Annotated in this window: 18 protein-coding genes, 1 pseudogene and 2 other annotated features; of the genes and pseudogenes, 14 read left to right on the top strand and 5 right to left on the bottom strand. The window is 35.5% G+C overall.

Translation table 11 applies throughout. The features are described from left to right. The first annotated feature begins 209 nt into the window (after positions 1 to 209). The 11 genes from speD to RTP99_RS15090 all read left to right on the top strand — a co-directional run bounded on the left by speD (position 210) and on the right by RTP99_RS15090 (position 10,881). Complete coding sequence (speD, locus tag RTP99_RS15140; RefSeq protein ID WP_002003660.1) at positions 210 to 593, top strand: adenosylmethionine decarboxylase; 384 nt, start codon at positions 210 to 212, stop codon at positions 591 to 593. 284 nt (positions 594 to 877) lie between these two features. Further along, the gene (nrdR, locus tag RTP99_RS15135; RefSeq protein WP_001203687.1) at positions 878 to 1,339 is read left to right on the top strand and encodes a transcriptional regulator NrdR; all 462 of its coding nucleotides are present in this window, start codon (positions 878 to 880) and stop codon (positions 1,337 to 1,339) included. 127 nt (positions 1,340 to 1,466) lie between these two features. After that, positions 1,467 to 2,873 carry a replication initiation and membrane attachment family protein gene (locus RTP99_RS15130; protein WP_016718640.1) on the top strand — a complete coding sequence of 469 codons (1,407 nt, stop codon included), beginning with the start codon at positions 1,467 to 1,469 and terminating at the stop codon, positions 2,871 to 2,873. Positions 2,874 to 2,906: 33 nt separating this feature from the next. Next, positions 2,907 to 3,845, top strand: a complete 939-nt coding sequence (dnaI, locus tag RTP99_RS15125) for a primosomal protein DnaI (protein WP_000400100.1) — start codon at positions 2,907 to 2,909, stop codon at positions 3,843 to 3,845. A 280-nt stretch (positions 3,846 to 4,125) separates the two neighbouring features. Continuing rightward, positions 4,126 to 5,007 (top strand): putative sporulation protein YtxC, encoded by an 882-nt coding sequence (ytxC, locus tag RTP99_RS15120; RefSeq protein ID WP_046648447.1) that lies wholly within the window; start codon positions 4,126 to 4,128, stop codon positions 5,005 to 5,007. Positions 5,008 to 5,038: 31 nt separating this feature from the next. Next, positions 5,039 to 5,267, top strand: a binding site (T-box leader). Positions 5,268 to 5,314: 47 nt separating this feature from the next. Then, on the top strand, positions 5,315 to 7,252 hold the full coding sequence (gene thrS, locus RTP99_RS15115; protein WP_000786083.1) for a threonine--tRNA ligase: 1,938 nt from the start codon (positions 5,315 to 5,317) through the stop codon (positions 7,250 to 7,252). A 210-nt stretch (positions 7,253 to 7,462) separates the two neighbouring features. After that, positions 7,463 to 7,583, top strand: a sequence feature (ribosomal protein L20 leader region). Positions 7,584 to 7,645: 62 nt separating this feature from the next. Next, positions 7,646 to 8,149, top strand: coding sequence for a translation initiation factor IF-3 (gene infC, locus RTP99_RS15110; protein WP_000973214.1), 504 nt, complete (start codon positions 7,646 to 7,648; stop codon positions 8,147 to 8,149). A 21-nt stretch (positions 8,150 to 8,170) separates the two neighbouring features. Continuing rightward, complete coding sequence (gene rpmI / locus RTP99_RS15105; RefSeq protein ID WP_001125945.1) at positions 8,171 to 8,371, top strand: 50S ribosomal protein L35; 201 nt, start codon at positions 8,171 to 8,173, stop codon at positions 8,369 to 8,371. 37 nt (positions 8,372 to 8,408) lie between these two features. Then, positions 8,409 to 8,765, top strand: coding sequence for a 50S ribosomal protein L20 (gene rplT / locus RTP99_RS15100; RefSeq protein WP_001138362.1), 357 nt, complete (start codon positions 8,409 to 8,411; stop codon positions 8,763 to 8,765). Positions 8,766 to 9,234: 469 nt separating this feature from the next. Then, entirely contained in the window at positions 9,235 to 9,726 is a 492-nt protein-coding gene (locus tag RTP99_RS15095) for a dUTP diphosphatase (protein WP_000365050.1), read from the top strand. A 69-nt stretch (positions 9,727 to 9,795) separates the two neighbouring features. Continuing rightward, entirely contained in the window at positions 9,796 to 10,881 is a 1,086-nt protein-coding gene (locus RTP99_RS15090) for a M42 family metallopeptidase (protein WP_000163568.1), read from the top strand. Between the two features lie 40 nt (positions 10,882 to 10,921). On the opposite strand, the gene RTP99_RS15085 is transcribed toward RTP99_RS15090, so the two are convergent. Further along, positions 10,922 to 11,539 (bottom strand): TetR/AcrR family transcriptional regulator, encoded by a 618-nt coding sequence (locus RTP99_RS15085; RefSeq protein ID WP_000023673.1) that lies wholly within the window; start codon positions 11,537 to 11,539, stop codon positions 10,922 to 10,924. 297 nt (positions 11,540 to 11,836) lie between these two features. On the opposite strand from RTP99_RS15085, the gene RTP99_RS15080 reads away from it, so the two are divergent. Both RTP99_RS15080 and RTP99_RS15075 read left to right on the top strand, forming a co-directional pair. Beyond that, complete coding sequence (locus tag RTP99_RS15080; RefSeq protein ID WP_001071400.1) at positions 11,837 to 12,490, top strand: HlyD family secretion protein; 654 nt, start codon at positions 11,837 to 11,839, stop codon at positions 12,488 to 12,490. A gap of 12 nt (positions 12,491 to 12,502) precedes the next feature. Further along, on the top strand, positions 12,503 to 14,302 hold the full coding sequence (locus tag RTP99_RS15075; RefSeq protein WP_000094780.1) for a DHA2 family efflux MFS transporter permease subunit: 1,800 nt from the start codon (positions 12,503 to 12,505) through the stop codon (positions 14,300 to 14,302). Positions 14,303 to 14,325: 23 nt separating this feature from the next. Here RTP99_RS15075 and RTP99_RS15070 read toward each other — a convergent pair whose 3' ends face one another. Next, the gene (locus RTP99_RS15070) at positions 14,326 to 14,682 is read right to left on the bottom strand and encodes a hypothetical protein (RefSeq protein WP_000467040.1); all 357 of its coding nucleotides are present in this window, start codon (positions 14,680 to 14,682) and stop codon (positions 14,326 to 14,328) included. Positions 14,683 to 14,719: 37 nt separating this feature from the next. Beyond that, a complete protein-coding gene (locus RTP99_RS15065) occupies positions 14,720 to 15,091 on the bottom strand; it encodes a hypothetical protein (RefSeq protein ID WP_000950042.1) in 372 nt (123 codons plus the stop codon). A 143-nt stretch (positions 15,092 to 15,234) separates the two neighbouring features. On the opposite strand from RTP99_RS15065, the pseudogene RTP99_RS15060 reads away from it, so the two are divergent. Continuing rightward, positions 15,235 to 15,667 (top strand): annotated as a pseudogene (locus RTP99_RS15060) (sigma-70 family RNA polymerase sigma factor); the annotation flags it as partial. 51 nt (positions 15,668 to 15,718) lie between these two features. On the opposite strand, the gene RTP99_RS15055 reads toward RTP99_RS15060, so the two are convergent. Then, positions 15,719 to 16,393, bottom strand: a complete 675-nt coding sequence (locus tag RTP99_RS15055) for a CPBP family intramembrane glutamic endopeptidase (protein ID WP_000059263.1) — start codon at positions 16,391 to 16,393, stop codon at positions 15,719 to 15,721. A gap of 241 nt (positions 16,394 to 16,634) precedes the next feature. Beyond that, positions 16,635 to 17,348, bottom strand: coding sequence for a CPBP family intramembrane glutamic endopeptidase (locus RTP99_RS15050; protein ID WP_001182127.1), 714 nt, complete (start codon positions 17,346 to 17,348; stop codon positions 16,635 to 16,637). Positions 17,349 to 17,407 lie beyond the last annotated feature (59 nt).

Genomic DNA, 17,407 nt, shown 5'->3' with positions numbered 1-17,407 from the left:
TCGAAAAAACTGTTGTTGCAAAATGAAAATAAACAAAGTATACTAACACTCGTAAACTTAAGAGCTGAGGTACGTAGTCACTACTTAAAGGGTTAGGACCTCTCTGGACTAACTTTCCCCCGTGGTAGTGGAGCAAGCCAAATTGCAAATTAGTTTTCAATTCGAACAGTTAGAATAAATTTACAAGGGGGAACTGTAGAATGGATACTATGGATACGATGGGTCGTCACGTGATCGCTGAACTTTGGGATTGCGATTTCGACAAGCTTAATGACATGCCGTATATTGAACAATTATTTGTGGATGCAGCACTAAGAGCTGGTGCTGAAGTGCGTGAGGTGGCTTTCCATAAATTTGCACCACAAGGTGTAAGTGGAGTAGTAATTATCTCGGAATCACATTTAACAATTCATAGCTTTCCGGAGCACGGTTACGCGAGTATTGATGTTTATACTTGTGGGGATCGTATTGATCCAAATGTTGCTGCAGAATATATTGCAGAAGGTTTAAACGCGAAAACGCGTGAGAGCATCGAGCTTCCTCGAGGCACTGGTAGCTTCGAAATTAAGCAGAGAGAAACAAAAGCTCTTTAAAAAAGAACATAATTGATTTAAAATGTAAAGAGGTGTATAATGCACCTCTTTTTTAGTTTGAAAAAAAGGAAAATATGACGTACTCGTTAGTTGAATGAATTGAGCTCTTGCGAATAAGTTAACGCCCTATTCTACCATCTTATTTTTGGAACCGAGATGATAACATAATGCGTTTAAACTTAAAGTGGTAAGAGAGTTAGAATGAGTTATATAATACTGTATATATATTGTCAGATGAAGTAAGTAGAGAAAAATAAAGAGTATAGTGTAAAGGAGTGAATATATTGCGTTGTCCATCCTGTTCTCATAATGGTACAAGAGTGTTAGATTCGCGTCCGGTAGACGAGGGGCGCTCTATTCGAAGAAGGAGAGAGTGTGAAAGCTGTTTAAGCCGCTTTACGACATTTGAAAGAGTGGAAGAGTCACCTCTTATCGTTGTAAAAAAAGAAGGAACACGAGAAGAGTTTAATAAAGAAAAGATTTTACGCGGCTTAATTAAAGCGTGCGAAAAAAGACCAGTATCTTTAAGACAATTAGAAGAAGTAACTCAAAGTGTGGAACGTGAACTTCGTAATTTAGGTATATCAGAAGTGAAAAGTGATATGATTGGTGAAATTGTTATGGAAGAACTACGTGATATCGATGATGTTGCTTACGTGCGTTTTGCTTCTGTATATCGCCAATTTAAAGATTTAAATGTATTTATTGAAGAATTAAAAGATATACTGCAAAAAGAAAGAGAGTAGAATCTGTATTGTATTCTCTTTACATACCGTAAATAATGAGATAAGAGAGCTAGAAGCGAAAGCTAATAGCTCTTTTTCGCTAATAAATTATATAGTGAAGATTGGATGAGAGAAAGGAAAAGCAAGAATGGAAAAACAGTCATGGATGGAGCTATTGCCGATTGATCGTTATAAAGTAAGTGCGAAAGGGTTACTGCATAATTACGACCGAAAAGTGTTAACGATGTTATATCAGCCGTTAATAGGTAGTAGAGCTTTTAGCTTGTACATGACGCTATGGGGAGAGTTAGAGCAAGATCGTGTGTTTGGAAAAGAGAATACGCACCATTCCCTTATGGTGACCATGCAAATGCAACTTCCCGAAGTGTATGAGGAACGAGTAAAGTTAGAAGCAATTGGGCTTTTAAAAGTATATATTAAGAAAGAAAAAGATATTCGAATGTTTATATATGAGCTGCAACCACCTTTATCCCCGAAGCAGTTTTTTGATGATATTGTTTTAAGTATCTTTTTATACAATCGATTGAGTCGGACAAAATATAATCAAGTAAAACAATATTTCTTAGAAGAAGAATTTGATTTTGTATCGTATGAAAATGTTACGCGTTCTTTTAATGATGTATTTGGTTCGTTTAATCCAGGACAGCTTGAGCATGCGCAAGAAGATCTTCGTATTCCAAAAGCGACAGTTATGCCAAGTAATGAAAAGGGAGATGCTCCAAAAGTTTGGAATGATTTCTTTGATTTCTCCTTATTTGTAGACGGCTTGTCCGCTCTTGTTCCTAAAAAGGCGATTACAGATCAAGTGCGAGAATGTGTCATTACACTTGCTTACGTGTATGATGTAGATGTGTTATCGATGCAAAATATCGTTCTTGGTGCGGTGACAGAGATGCAGACAATTGATATCGAAAGGCTTAGAAAAGGAGCGCGTGATTGGTATCAGTTCGAAAACGGTCAAGCGTTACCTGTATTAAGTGAAAGAGTACAGCCTCACGCTGCACGTATGATGAAAGAAAAAGAGCCTACATCGCAAGAAGAGATGTTAATCAAACAGTTAGAGGAAATCTCACCAAAGCAACTATTGAAAGAAATCTCTGGCGGTGCAGAGGCGACGAAGGCTGACTTGCAAATTGTTGAAGATGTAATGATGAATCAAAAGTTAACACCAGGTGTTGTGAATGTACTTATTTATTACGTTATGCTACGCTCAGATATGAAACTTGCGAAAACGTATGTGGAGAAGATTGCTGGACATTGGGCACGTAAAAAGGTCGGTACAGTTGCTGAAGCAATGGCATTAGCGAAAGAAGAAAATCGTCAATATCAAGAATGGGCTGAGACGAAGAAGAAAGGTCGTACATCCAAGAAAACAGTACGAAAAGAAATGGTACCAGATTGGCTGAAAGAAGAGCCGAAAGAACAAGAGAAAGAAACTGTGAAAAAAGATGTAAGTGCTGAAAAAGGTGCAAGTACGTTAGAGGACGAACGAAAACGATTAGAAGAAGTGTTAAAAAAATATAAGCGTGATTAATAGAAGAGAATGAACGCTCTTTGAGGTGAGAAAATGGAGCATATTCAAAATTCATTTGCAAAGTTAATGGAAAATGAAAATTTTAAAAATAGATATGAAGTATTAAAGGCGGAAGTAATGGCACATCCGCGTGTGAAAGAATTTATAGACGAACATAAAGGGGAAGTAACAACGTCTATGATTGAACGCAGTCTTGTGAAATTATACGAATATATTGGACAAAGTGTAGGTTGCGCGGATTGTCCGGATTTAGGTTCGTGTAAAAACATGCTGCAAGGATATGAGCCAAAGCTCATTATCCAAGGGAAGATGATTGATATTCAATATGATCGTTGCGTTAGAAAAGTAGCATATGACGAGAGGAAGAAATATGAAAAGCTCGTTCAAAGTGTATATATGCCAACTGATATTTTACAAGCAACGATGGAAAACTTAGACCCTTCAGATTTAGATGCGCGTATTGATGCAATTGGTGCAGCTAATGAGTTTTTAAGTGCATATGAACCTGGTGAAAAAGTACAAGGTTTATATTTATACGGTAAATTTGGTGTAGGGAAAACGTATTTGTTAGGAGCAATTGCGAATGAGCTTGCTCGAAAGAAAATAAGTTCGATGCTCGTATACTTCCCTGAATTTCTCCGTGAAATTAAAAGTTCGATTCAAGATAATTCAATTGGGGAAAAGATTGATGCAGTGAAACGCGTACAAGTTTTAATGTTAGATGATATTGGAGCAGAAGCGATGTCAAGCTTTGTGCGTGATGATGTACTCGGTGCAATTTTGCAATTCCGTATGTTAGAAAACTTACCGACGTTCTTTACGTCTAACTTTGATTTTAAACAGCTAGAACATCATTTAACATATACGCAGCGCGGTGAAGCTGAAGAAATGAAAGCAGCTCGTATTATGGAGCGAATCAAATATTTAGCGAAACCAATTCCAATTGGCGGGAAAAACCGTCGTCATAAGTAAAGAGTAAGCTGAGAAGCTTACTCTTTTTTTCGTAGTTAAACGCTTTTTAAAGTAGTCGAATGATAAAATGAAAAGTTCTTATTGAAAATTCCTAGTAGCTTGTATCATTTTTTTCTCCCTCCCTTAATATATATAAAATTAGCAAGCCATATCGAGTGGATTTTCTAACGATAGGAAATGTAATTCTACTAAGAGTGAACTTTCACGCGGGACGGACTCTTATAGGATTTGTAACGTATAGATACAGTCCTTTAGAGCAGGGATAAAAGGGGGGACAAAAGTGATTGAAATTTGCTTCGAAGAAAAAAATGATGCTATGCATGTATATAGACAACTACTGAAAAGAGCGGAACTGTTATATAAGGAAACGAGTGTGTATTTACAGGAACAAAAAGTGGTGATTCACATACCAGTATGTGAATCAAATTATATTGAAAAGATTTTATTGCCGGTAATGGTATATTTCATTGTGAATGTGAAACAAAATGAGTGGATATATACAATCTTAAAAGAGAAGTTTTTTTATGAAGAAGAGGAAGAGTGTCATCAAATATTGCATATGGCACAAGAGATTTTAAAAGGGAGAAGAAAAGGAATTGCTCGTGAATTAACACGTCACACACTTGAATCATATATTAAATCCTCTTTAAATAACTGGCTTTGTGATCCACTTTCATTCTCGTTTTCATCATATGTTCGCTTTCGTCTTCGTACATATAGGGAAATGGTAGCTAAGCTTGCTGAAGTGGCAATTGATGAGTATAAGTTGGAACAAGAATATCAAATGTTTATTGAAACGCTCCGGCAACAAGTTCGTAGCCGGAAATCACGTTTGTCATGTGTGCATCTTATTTTTGATGAAAGTTTTATTTTCTATGATGATAAAGGTAGACGTTTAAAACAAGAGAAATTGGTTCAATATATAGATGAAGACTTATTAAAACAAAAGGATGTATATATTGATACGAAAGTAATTGCACCACTTCTTTCTATTTCGCCGAAAAAAATTTATTTATATACGAAGGAACAAGATCATAATATGATTATTACTTTGCGAAATGTATTTCAAGAACGGGTACAATTACATGGATTACATGAGTTTGAGCGCAATGTGAAAAATTTAAAAAATAAAGGTAACGCCCTTGATTTTCTAAGTTTTTGAGCATATAATTACCTACATAAATGAAATATATTGAAATGTCATGATGAGGACATGAGTAGTTTTCTACGATTTTCAGAGAGGGAAGCCTTAGGGTGTGAGCTTCCTAGTACGGGATTATTACTTACCACCTCTAAACTTTAGCAGTGAACGGTTTTTCTAGTAATTGCTAACGGACAACACCGTTATGTTGAACTTGAGCAATTAACAATTATGTTAATTGGAACAAGGGTGGAACCACGAATTCAACACTCGTCCCTTTTTACGGGATGAGTGTTTTTTATTTTGAGAAAAAGAGGAGTGACCAGTGATGGCAGATGTAGTTAAAATTACTTTCCCTGATGGAGCTGTGAAGGAGTTTCCAAAAGGCGTAACAACTGAAGAAATCGCAGCTTCTATTAGCCCAGGCTTAAAGAAAAAAGCTGTGGCTGGAAAATTAAATGATGAGATGATCGATCTTGTTACACCAATCGAAGAAGATGGTGCAGTTTCTATCATTACATTAGATTCTGAAGATGGCTTATATATTTTACGCCACTCAACAGCTCACCTTTTAGCACAAGCGTTAAAACGTTTATATAAAGATGTTAAGGTTGAGCTTGGCATTGGTCCAGTAATTGAAAATGGCTTCTACTACGATATTGATATGGAAGAAGCAATTACAGTTGAAGACTTCAAGAAAATCGAAAAAGAAATGCAAAAAATTGTGAACGAGAACTTAGAAATCGTTCGTCATGAAGTACCACGTGCAGAAGCAATTCGTCGTTTTGAAGAAATCGGCGATGAGTTAAAATTAGATTTAATTAACGATCTTCCAGAAGATGCAGTTATTTCAATCTATGAGCAAGGCGAATTCTTCGACCTTTGCCGTGGTGTTCACCTTCCATCTACAGGGAAAATTAAAGTATTTAAATTATTAAGCGTTGCAGGTGCTTACTGGCGCGGCGATAGCAATAATAAAATGCTACAACGTATTTACGGTACTGCATTCGTTAAGAAAGCAGAATTAGATGAGCACTTACGTATGCTTGAAGAAGCGAAAGAGCGCGATCACCGTAAATTAGGTAAAGAATTAAAACTATTTACTAATAGCCAAAAAGTAGGACAAGGTTTACCACTTTGGTTACCAAAGGGTGCAACAATCCGCCGCATTATCGAGCGTTACATCGTTGATAAAGAAGCAAGCTTAGGCTATGATCACGTATACACTCCAGTACTAGGAAGCAGAGAGCTTTATGAAACTTCTGGTCACTGGAACCACTACCGTGATGGTATGTTCCCATCAATGGAAATGGATAATGAAGAGTTAGTTCTTCGTCCAATGAACTGTCCTCACCACATGATGGTTTATAAAAACGATATTCACAGCTACCGTGAATTACCAATCCGTATTGCGGAACTTGGAACAATGCACCGCTATGAAATGTCAGGTGCGTTATCTGGATTACAACGTGTACGCGGAATGACTTTAAACGATGCGCACATTTTCGTACGCCCAGATCAAATTAAAGAAGAATTAAAACGTGTTGTAAACTTAACGCTAGAAGTGTACAAAGATTTCGGTTTAGAGAACTACTCATTCCGTCTATCTTATCGCGACCCAGCAGATACTAAAAAGTACTATGCTGATGATGAGATGTGGGAAAAAGCACAAGGTATGTTAAAAGAAGCTATGGATGAAATGGGTCTTGATTACTATGAAGCTGAAGGTGAAGCGGCATTCTACGGTCCAAAACTTGACGTTCAAGTTCGTACTGCTCTTGGAAAAGACGAAACACTTTCAACTGTACAATTAGACTTCTTACTTCCAGAACGCTTTGAACTATCTTACGTTGGTGAAGACGGTAAACAACATCGTCCAGTTGTAATTCATCGTGGTGTTGTATCTACTATGGAACGTTTCGTAGCCTTCTTAATTGAAGAATACAAAGGTGCATTCCCAACTTGGTTAGCTCCAGTTCAAGTACAAGTAATTCCAGTTTCTCCGCAAGTACATTTAGACTACGCGAAGAAAGTACAAGATGAATTGCGTCGTGCTGGTATCCGTGTTGAATTAGATACTCGTGAAGAGAAAATTGGTTACAAAATCCGTGAAGCACAAATGCAAAAAATTCCGTACATGCTTGTAGTAGGTGACAATGAAGTAACTGAAAACGGCGTAAACGTACGTAAATACGGTGAACAAAAATCAGAAACAATCGCATTAGATGCTTTTGTTGATATGATTAAAGTAGAAGGAAAACGATAAGAAAAAGCCGCGGTATACCGCGGCTTTTCTATGTAATATGAGTAAGGAAAATTAGAAAAAAAAACCATGTAACACTTATCGTAAAAAAGTATTGCAAGTATGTTAGTTGTTTGTTACAATATTTCTTGTTGTTAGTAAAACACATCGCGTCTTCTTGACAGACGTCATGTCCTATGATAAACTCATCAAGGATAATAGAATATTGTTTTGTGGAACAAGTAGAAGCACCCGCTTCTCACCTGATGGACGCATTCGCAGTTTACAGGTAAATGTATTTCTTACTTAAGATTTTACAAGTGTGGGTGTCGTATGCCCGCACTTTTTTTGTCGGGTTCTATGACTACAAACTATGTTCTGAGAAAACCTTGGAGGTGGCTTACTATTAGCAAGGATATGATGATTAACGAGCAAATTCGTGCACGTGAAGTACGTTTAGTTGGCGCAAATGGCGATCAACTTGGAATCAAGTCTCGTAATGACGCTTTAGACTTAGCTGCAAATCTTAATCTTGATTTAGTATTAGTTGCTCCAAATGCGAAACCGCCAGTATGCCGCATTATGGACTACGGTAAATTCCGCTTTGAGCAACAGAAGAAAGAAAAAGAACAGCGCAAAAATCAAAAAGTAATTAGCATGAAAGAAGTTCGTTTAAGTCCAACAATTGATGAACACGACTTTAACACAAAACTTCGTAATGCTATCAAGTTTTTAGAGAAAGGCGACAAGGTTAAAGCGTCAATTCGCTTTAAAGGACGTGCCATTACTCATAAAGAAATCGGTCAACGTGTTTTAGATCGCTTCTCAGAAGCTTGTGCTGAAGTTAGTACAATCGAATCTAAGCCTAAAATGGAAGGACGCAGTATGTTCTTAGTTTTAGCACCGAAAAACGATAAGTAATAGATAGAGGAGGAAATACCTATGCCTAAACAAAAAACTCATCGCGGCGCTGCAAAGCGTTTCAAAAAGACTGGATCAGGTAAACTGAAACGTTCTCACGCTTACACAAGCCATTTATTCGCTAACAAATCTACAAAAGCTAAACGTAAACTACGTAAAGCTGGTGTAGTAAGCGCTGGTGACTTCAAACGCATTCGTCAAATGCTTGACAACTTAAAATAAGTTCGGCTGATATATAGAACAATTAGGAGGTAATATTATGCCAAGAGTAAAAGGTGGTACAGTTACTCGTCAACGTCGTAAAAAAGTAATTAAATTAGCAAAAGGTTACTACGGTTCAAAAAATACATTATTCAAGGTTGCTAACCAACAGGTTATGAAATCTCTAATGTATGCATTCCGTGACCGCCGTCAAAAGAAACGTGACTTCCGTAAATTATGGATTACACGTATCAACGCAGCAGCTCGTATGAATGGTCTTTCTTACAGCCGCTTAATGCACGGTCTTAAAAATGCTGGCATCGAAGTTAACCGCAAGATGCTTGCTGACTTAGCTGTTCATGACGAAAAAGCTTTCGCTGAATTAGCAACAGTTGCAAAAAACAACATTAACTAATTAATTAGTTGAAACCTTAGGAGAATTTTCTTCTAAGGTTTTTTATTTGTATACAAAGAGAGAGATATCGTTATTGATATGACAAAACCTATATAAAAGCTATAGCAATATAGAAGAATATACATATGAAGTCAGGAGAATCCTTCTGGCTTTTTTTTATTATGCCCCTTTGGAAAGAAGAGTATCTTTCCTAGGTGAAACGACACTGCTATAATGGAAAGATGATATGGAACTTTCATCAGATAAAATAACATTTTCATTAGTGGACAATACACAGATAATGATTACCTATCACCAATCGGAGTGAACAATCTAATCGTGATGATTGAAACGTATTTGTAAATTAAGGACAAGCTATTTTGTAAAGAGGTAAATGGCTTACTTATTAATAAGAAATGAAAAATAATAATGAACTTTGAAATGAAACAACATTGTTGCGTAACATGCGATGTTGGAGGAGGACAATAGAGTGGACTTACTACAACTATTTAAATTACAAAAAGAATTAGATGACCGTATTGCGAAAGAACATGACTTACAACCGAAAAAATTGTTAAAAGAGAAAATGTTAGCTCTTCTTGTAGAAATTGGAGAACTTGCAAATGAAACACGTTGTTTTAAATATTGGAGCAACAAACCAGCATCAGAACGTGAAGTCATACTAGAAGAATACGTAGATGGTTTACATTTTATTTTATCAATCGGAATTGATTTAGGTATTGATAAAAACTTCCTATTCTATAAGTGTGCACAGACGAATAAAACACAAGTAGAAATTTTCTTAGACACATATGCGAAGGTAATTCGTTTTACAGATCAACCATCTATTACGAACTATATTGAATTATTTACAAGCTACCTTCGACTAGGACAAGCGCTTGAGTTTGAACAAGAAGAGATTGAAAAGGCATATTTAGATAAAAACGAAGTAAATCATCAGCGTCAAACACAAGGATACTAAGTTAATTTTTGAATATTTCAATTTCCTTTTGTATAATGAAGTGACTGAAGAAAAAGGAGGGTGTTGGCAATGACAAAATTAGACGAGACATTGACAATGCTAAAAGAATTAACAGATGCACGTGGTATTGCGGGTAACGAGCGTGAACCACGTGAAGTAATGAAGAAATATATTGAGCCGTTTGCGGACGAACTTTCTACTGATAATTTAGGAAGTTTAGTTGCGAAAAAAGTAGGGGAAGAAAACGGCCCGAAAATTATGGTTGCAGGTCATTTAGATGAAGTTGGCTTTATGATTACGCAAATTGATGACAAAGGTTTCCTTCGTTTCCAAACAGTTGGTGGCTGGTGGTCACAAGTTATGCTTGCACAGCGCGTAACAATTGTAACGCGTAAAGGAGATGTAACAGGTGTTATCGGTTCAAAACCACCTCATATCTTACCTCCAGAAGCGCGTAAAAAGCCAGTTGAAATTAAAGACATGTTCATCGATATTGGTGCTTCTAGCCAAGAAGAAGCAATGGAGTGGGGCGTACGACCAGGAGATCAAGTTGTACCTTACTTTGAATTCCAAGTGATGAAGAATGAAAAAATGTTACTTGCAAAAGCATGGGATAATCGAATTGGTTGTGCAATTGCAATTGATGTATTAAAACAATTAAAAGATGAAAAGCATCCAAACGTTGTATATGGCGTCGGGACTGTACAAGAAGAAGTCGGTCTTCGTGGTGCAAAAACATCTGCAAACTATATTAAACCAGATATCGCGTTCGCAGTAGATGTTGGTATCGCTGGTGACACACCTGGTGTAACATCAAAAGAAGCACAAAGTAAAATGGGTGATGGACCACAGATTATTTTATATGATGCTTCTGTTATTGGTCATACAGGTTTACGTGACTTTGTAGTTGATGTTGCTGATGAATTACAAATTCCATACCAATATGATTCAGTAGCGGGCGGTGGAACGGATGCAGGTGCAATTCATATTGCTGTAAATGGTATTCCGTCTATGGCCATTACGATTGCAACGCGTTACATTCATTCTCATGCGGCAATGTTACACCGTGATGACTATGAAAATGCAGTGAAGTTAATTGTAGAAGTTATTAAACGTCTTGATAAAGAGGCAGTACATAACATTACATTTAATTAATAGAAAAAGCGAAGGAGCCTCTCCTTCGCTTTTTTATGTTTTAAAAAGGCCGTTCTAATCCAGCTGCAGTATGAGCCCCTAAAATGATTAAACGAGTTAATTGCATGGCCATAAAATGCGGGGTATATATCATTCCTTTTTTTAGCCATGACATAATCATGCCGAGGTGGGCACCAGTAACATAACTAATAAGAATATCACGTGGAACCATTAGTTTTTCATCGTTAGGTTGTGAAATAGAGAGGCTTAATGTTAAATGTGTTTGAATTGCTTTCATCATTTTATACGTATAATTTCCGGCAGCTTTATCACCAAGCATGACGTTATAGAAGTTCGCATTTTCTGCAATATGTTCGAACAAGGCCAAAAAACTTGGATGTGGTGAATCAAATGTAAGTTGAAAATCTTCTTTATTTCTATTTTTTTGTTTAATGACTTTTGTTAACTTCTCTAACATTTCTTCAATGCTTTTGTCTAATAAGTCATATTTATCGTGATAATGGCTATAAAACGTAGCACGATTTACAGGAGCACGTTCTGCAATATGTTGAACAGTTACATTTTCAAACCCTTTTTCGCCTACTAAAGCGACAAAAGCATCCTGTATGAGTTGTCTCGTCCGTTTTACACGTGGATCATTTGTATTTTTAATAGACATTTTTATTTCCCCTTGTTTAATTTTCTTTACTTAAACAACATATCAGCGTTATATTGTTGTTTAAACGACATTTCATACGTAAATTGTCGGTTGTAGATTTAAAATAATTATTTATAATTATAAACGATAGTCCTTCAGAAATCAGCACCGCTCGCAGGTAGATAAATTTCGATTTACACCGCAGATGGTGTGATTTTTTTGTTTAAAAGTTAATATAATTAACAATTAAGCAATCTAAACAATAAGGACATAAATAGTTTAGAAAAAAATTATATGCGATATAAGGAGAGGAATGCAATGAATCAGTTTCGAAGAATGGTAATTATCAACATTATCACATTAATTGTACTAGTTGGCGGCGGTATTGGCGCTTATTACTATTACAACCAAACGGAAAATTACTTAAAAACAGACAATGCAAAGATTGACGGAAAGGTAATTCCGATTGCGTCACCAGTAGCAGGTAAACTAACTGACTGGAAAGCAGAAGTAGGTAAGAACTACAATGAAAACGATAAATTAGGTGCTGTTACTGTAGCAGCAGCAAATGGAGAACAAACAGTAGATGTAACAATTCCGCAAAACGCAACAGTTGTACAATCAAACGCAACAACAAATGCTTTCGTTGGAGCAGGTAGCCCGATTGCTTATGCATTTGATATGAACAATTTATGGGTAACAGCAAATATTGAAGAAACAGTAATTGATGATGTTCAAAAAGGCCAAACAGTAGATGTATATGTAGATGCATACCCAGATACAACGTTAACAGGAAAAGTAGAACAAGTTGGCTTAACAACAGCGAACACATTCTCAATGTTACCATCAAGTAACGCAACAGCGAACTATACGAAAGTAAAGCAAGTTGTACCAGTTAAAATTTCTTTAGATCATAGTAAATCAGTAAATATTGTTCCTGGAATGAATGTGTCAGTTCGTATTCATAAGTAAGGGGGAGATGAGATGTCCTCAATTGCAATTGTAGGATATGCACTATTTTGTATAATCGTCTTCTTCCTTGTAAATCGTCTTTTACGAAAGAAAAAAACGAACGTGGGAGAAGAACAAGTCCCAGCCGTAAGTAAAATAGAAGTAAGTAAGGTAGAAACAGAAGAGAAAGAAAATGAACAAAAGCAAGAAGTAGAAATTTCTAATGTAGTTGAGTTAGAAACAAGCAAGCAAGAAGAAGTAAAACAAGAAAAAGAAATGCCGAAAAAACAAACGTCTATGCCTATAGAGAATGTAAATGTAAAAGCAGTTGTAACAGTATTAATTCTCGGTATGTTCGTTTCTATTTTAAACCAAACAATTATTAACGTTGCATTGCCACCGTTAATGAATGAATTTAACGTATCAACTTCAACAGCACAATGGTTAATTACAGGATTCATGCTTGTAAATGGTATTTTAGTACCGATTAGTGCCTTTTTAGTTTCACGATTTACGTATCGTAAATTATTCGTAGCAGCAATGTTATTCTTTACTGTAGGATCTATCATTTGTGCTACATCAGGAAACTTTACAATGATGATGACAGGTCGTATTATTCAAGCGGTCGGTGCAGGTATTTTAATGCCGGTTGGTATGAATATCTTCATGACATTATTCCCACCTCATAAGCGCGGAGCAGCGATGGGATTACTAGGTGTAGCGATGATTTTAGCTCCAGCTATCGGACCAACTGTAACAGGTTGGGTAATTGAAAACTACAGCTGGAACTTAATGTTCTATGCGATGTTTATTATCGGTTTAATTATTACCTTCCTATCTTTAAAATTCTTTACACTAGCTCAGCCAGTATCTAAAACGAAATTAGATGTATTTGGTGTTATTAGTTCAAGTATTGGACTAGGAAGCTTGTTGTACGGATTTAGTGAAGCTGGAAATAATAGTTGGACTAGTGCCGAAGTTGTTATTTCACTTGTTATCGGTGTAATTGGTTTAGCGTTATTTATTTGGAGAGAGTTGACAACAGACAATAAAATGCTTGATTTACAAGTATTTAAATATCCAGTATTTACTTTCACTTTATTAATTAACGCAATCGTTACGATGGCATTATTCGGAGGTATGTTACTACTTCCAGTATATCTGCAAAACATTCGTGGCTTCACACCAATTGAATCAGGTTTATTATTACTTCCAGGTTCATTAATTATGGGAATCATGGGACCTATTGCAGGTAAACTATTTGATAAATATGGAATTCGTCCGTTAGCGATTGTTGGATTAGCTATTACAACGTTTGCGACATATGAATTTACAAAGTTATCAATGGATACGCCATATAGCGTTATTATGACGGACTATATTATACGTTCAATTGGTATGTCATTCATTATGATGCCAATTATGACAGCTGGTATGAACGCACTGCCGATGAAATTAATTTCTCACGGTACAGCAACGCAAAATACATCAAGGCAGGTAGCTGGTTCAATCGGAACAGCGATTTTAATCACACTTATGACGCAACAAACAACTGCTCACGTAGCAGATTACGGTAACATGTTAACAACGTCAAACCCAATTTTAGTTGATAAAGTACATGGCATGGGGCAAAGCTTAGCGGCCTTAGCTGGATCAGCGCAAGCAGGAGATGCGATGAGCACGCAACTATTATATGGACAAATTTCAAAGCTATCTGCAATTAACGGTATTAACGATGCATTCTTAATTGCAACAATATTAGCAGGTGTTGCATGGGTGTTATCGTTCTTCTTACAATCAGGAAATAAACCAAATAGAAAAGCAGGGAATTAATTTCCCTGCTTTTTTTGTGTTCTTTATGCAGTTACATATAAAAGCTGATAACCAGCTACGGAGCAAAGCCCTGCTATAAACAAAATCGTCCCCATAGAACGAATACTCGATATGTGTCTGCCGCTTATAATAGCTAATAGTCCAGTTAAAGAGAAGAAGCACCAATATAAAGTTCCCGAAATTGGAACCATCCCTTCTAAATCTATTCCAGAACCTATACAAAAGATAGGAACAACGATAAGTAATATGCTAATGAAACCAGCTATAATAGTAAGTAATTTACGATATTTCATGCCAGCAATAATTAAAAAAATGCCGACGATGAATTCGCGTAACATGAAAGTAAGAGCTAAAATCATCTGAATTAATATTCCGAACACTTTTGTATTACATCCGATTTTTGGGTTTCAAAAAATGTTATATATAGAATGAATCACCTACAGACATGAGCACCCAGAAAATAACCCCTAATATTCCAGCGGTAAAAATAATGAATCCCATATTACGTATACTTTTAATTTTGGCTTGTAATCCACTTATCCCTGCTAATAATCCAGTTAAAGAAAACAGTATCCAATATAAAGTAGTTGAAATAGGGATGATTGTATTGCTCTCCACTCCCATGCCCCAAAAAACAAAAGGTAGTGTGACAAAGGAAAAGCTAAGTAGCCCCATTAAACCGACAAATAATTTACGGTGTTTCACGCTAGTAACAATTAAAAAAATACCACCGAAAAATCCGCATAAAACAAGAAGTGGCATATAAACAATCCAAAGTAAGCTCAACATATATAATCTCCTTCTTTGTAATCAGTTATATTTTACTACATTAGGTTTATTTTGGATATTATTAATAAATATGTATAAATTGATAGAAATGAGTAGTACCGATACGAATTAATAGATGTAGAGCATGAGAGAGGAGGAGACGTATGAAAATTACAGAAGAAAATGTTGTGAATCAGCTAAGGAAAAGGGACGAAAAAGCATTATATTTTATTATCGAGCAGTACAGCGGACTAATAAAAAGTATTATTCAGAAGCATTTAGCTTCGTTTCAAGATGTGCAAGAGGAATGTATGGATGGATGATGTGTTATTGGCAATTTGAAATCATATTGAAAAGTATGATGAAGAGAAAAATATGCTGAAAAATTGGATTGCAGCTATTACAAAATATAAATCTATCGATTATGCGAGAAAATATGCGAAGACAGTAAATGAAAAAGGAATAGATCAAATAGATGAAATAGCGGTACATACCGATACTACTAAAAAAGAGATTAGTAATGATATGAAACATATATTAAATCATTTAAAGAAGAAAGATAAAGAAATCTTTATGAAGCATTATGTGGAAGAAGAGTTTGAAGTTGTGATAAAAGAGTAAGGAGAGGTATCGTGATGATACCTCTCTTTATCCTAAAAAGGCTAACATATTATTCATAATATGAAGTAATATAGCTGGAATAATGGATTTTGTTTTTTTACATAAAATGGCCATAAATAGACCCATGATGAACATACTAAACATCACACCAGTTGAGTATATATGACCTATTCCGAAGAGGAAGCTAGACCCAAGCGCTGCAATCCAAAATGGGAAACGCTGTAGTAGGAAATGAAGAATAATACCGCGGACTATAAGTTCTTCAAAAATAGGTACAAGTATAGCGCCACCTATTAGTAATAATAGTTTGTATTGTTTTAACATTTCTAGGTCTAAAGCGGATGACTGCTCTTTTACCGCATCAGGAAGAATATTATTAATTATAAATATATCATTAACGATATGTAGTCCATAAAAAAGAATGATATAGATGTATGTGCTTACTTTTTTTAATGCTGTAAAGTTTAGTGTTGGGACAATTAAATTTCTTAATGGCTTATATGCATAAATTAAAATTAATAAAATGCACAATACAAATAAATTCTTCCCAAAAGTAGTAAGTGATTTTGTTAAAGCAATTTGTTTTGAATTGGTTAAACCTTCTGTATAAATAACGGTAGGAAGACCTATAAAGAGGTCGGCTAGAAATCCTGTTCCCCAAATTGCAAAAACGAGTGAAAATAGAAATTGTGAGAGTGACATAGGATGTTTTTGTGGGTAAGTTAGTTGCGTGGCTTGTATAATAGTGAATCACCTATCCTTTTATACTTTATAATTATATATAAAAATTATAGGATATTTATACAAAAAAGTCATCATTGTAATAAAAATGATATTTTGAGGCTAATATTTACAGACCGTAGTAATTTTACATTGATGTTCTGTGTAAACGGAAGAAGAGTTTGAAGTTATGATAAAAGAGGTATCGCGATGATACCTCTTTTTAACTCAAGAACGCCAACATATTATTCATAATATGAAATAACATAGCTGGAATAATGGATTTTGTTTTTTTACATAAAATAGCCATTAATAATCCCATGAAGAAAGTAATTACCATAACCCCAAGTGAGTATGTATGAGCGATACCGAAGAAGAAACTTGTTACGATGGCTGCGATCCAAAATGGAAAGCGTTCTGAGAAGAAGCGAAGTATAAAACCACGGAAAATAAGTTCTTCAAAAATGGGTGTGAGTATGGCGAAGCTGAGAAGCAATAATATTTGATATTGCTTAAAGACGTCTAAGCTTAGTGCGGAAGATTGCTGCTTCGTTGCATTTTGGAACACATAATTTAACAGTATGTAATTGAGTACGATGTTTATAACGAAGAAAAGAAGTAAATATACGTATGTGCGCCATTCTTTCAGTGCTTTAAAGTTAAAAGATTTTAGTAGTAATTTTTTTGCGGGTTCGAATTTAAAAATGAAGAATAACAGTACGGCTAGTTGTAATACGGTACTTGCGGTATTGGCAATAGATTCGTACAGGGCAATTTGTTTTTTATTTGTGAGACCAGCTGTATAAATTGTTAATGGCATTGCGAGGAACACAGTAATAAGTCCGGTTCCGAAAAAAGCGAATAAAACGGAGCTAATAAATTGTAACCATGACATAGAGTATTTCTGTTCATTAGAAAGTTGTGTAGCGGGTTGCATTTGTAAAATCACCTCTTTATATTTGTATATTTAATTATAAAGCATATTGTTTTCGGGTG

The sequence above is a fragment of the Bacillus sp. (in: firmicutes) genome (genome assembly GCF_031983925.1).
Taxonomy (GTDB): Bacteria; Bacillota; Bacilli; order Bacillales; family Bacillaceae_G; genus Bacillus_A; species Bacillus_A pacificus.
The sequence above is the reverse complement of the archived record's forward strand: the minus strand, read 5'-3'. Positions and strand labels throughout refer to the sequence as shown.

Bases quoted from the DNA above. Each gene is read 5' to 3' on its own strand.
- RTP99_RS15075 (WP_000094780.1), top strand. From the start codon at position 12,503: ATGTCCTCAATTGCAATTGTAGGATATGCACTATTTTGTATAATCGTC.
- RTP99_RS15065 (WP_000950042.1), bottom strand. From the start codon at position 15,091: ATGTTGAGCTTACTTTGGATTGTTTATATGCCACTTCTTGTTTTATGC.
- RTP99_RS15055 (WP_000059263.1), bottom strand. From the start codon at position 16,393: ATGTCACTCTCACAATTTCTATTTTCACTCGTTTTTGCAATTTGGGGA.
- RTP99_RS15080 (WP_001071400.1), top strand. From the start codon at position 11,837: ATGAATCAGTTTCGAAGAATGGTAATTATCAACATTATCACATTAATT.
- dnaI (WP_000400100.1), top strand. From the start codon at position 2,907: ATGGAGCATATTCAAAATTCATTTGCAAAGTTAATGGAAAATGAAAAT.
- rpmI (WP_001125945.1), top strand. From the start codon at position 8,171: ATGCCTAAACAAAAAACTCATCGCGGCGCTGCAAAGCGTTTCAAAAAG.
- rplT (WP_001138362.1), top strand. From the start codon at position 8,409: ATGCCAAGAGTAAAAGGTGGTACAGTTACTCGTCAACGTCGTAAAAAA.
- RTP99_RS15130 (WP_016718640.1), top strand. From the start codon at position 1,467: ATGGAAAAACAGTCATGGATGGAGCTATTGCCGATTGATCGTTATAAA.
- RTP99_RS15050 (WP_001182127.1), bottom strand. From the start codon at position 17,348: ATGCAACCCGCTACACAACTTTCTAATGAACAGAAATACTCTATGTCA.
- speD (WP_002003660.1), top strand. From the start codon at position 210: ATGGATACGATGGGTCGTCACGTGATCGCTGAACTTTGGGATTGCGAT.
- RTP99_RS15085 (WP_000023673.1), bottom strand. From the start codon at position 11,539: ATGTCTATTAAAAATACAAATGATCCACGTGTAAAACGGACGAGACAA.
- thrS (WP_000786083.1), top strand. From the start codon at position 5,315: ATGGCAGATGTAGTTAAAATTACTTTCCCTGATGGAGCTGTGAAGGAG.
- infC (WP_000973214.1), top strand. From the start codon at position 7,646: ATGATGATTAACGAGCAAATTCGTGCACGTGAAGTACGTTTAGTTGGC.
- RTP99_RS15090 (WP_000163568.1), top strand. From the start codon at position 9,796: ATGACAAAATTAGACGAGACATTGACAATGCTAAAAGAATTAACAGAT.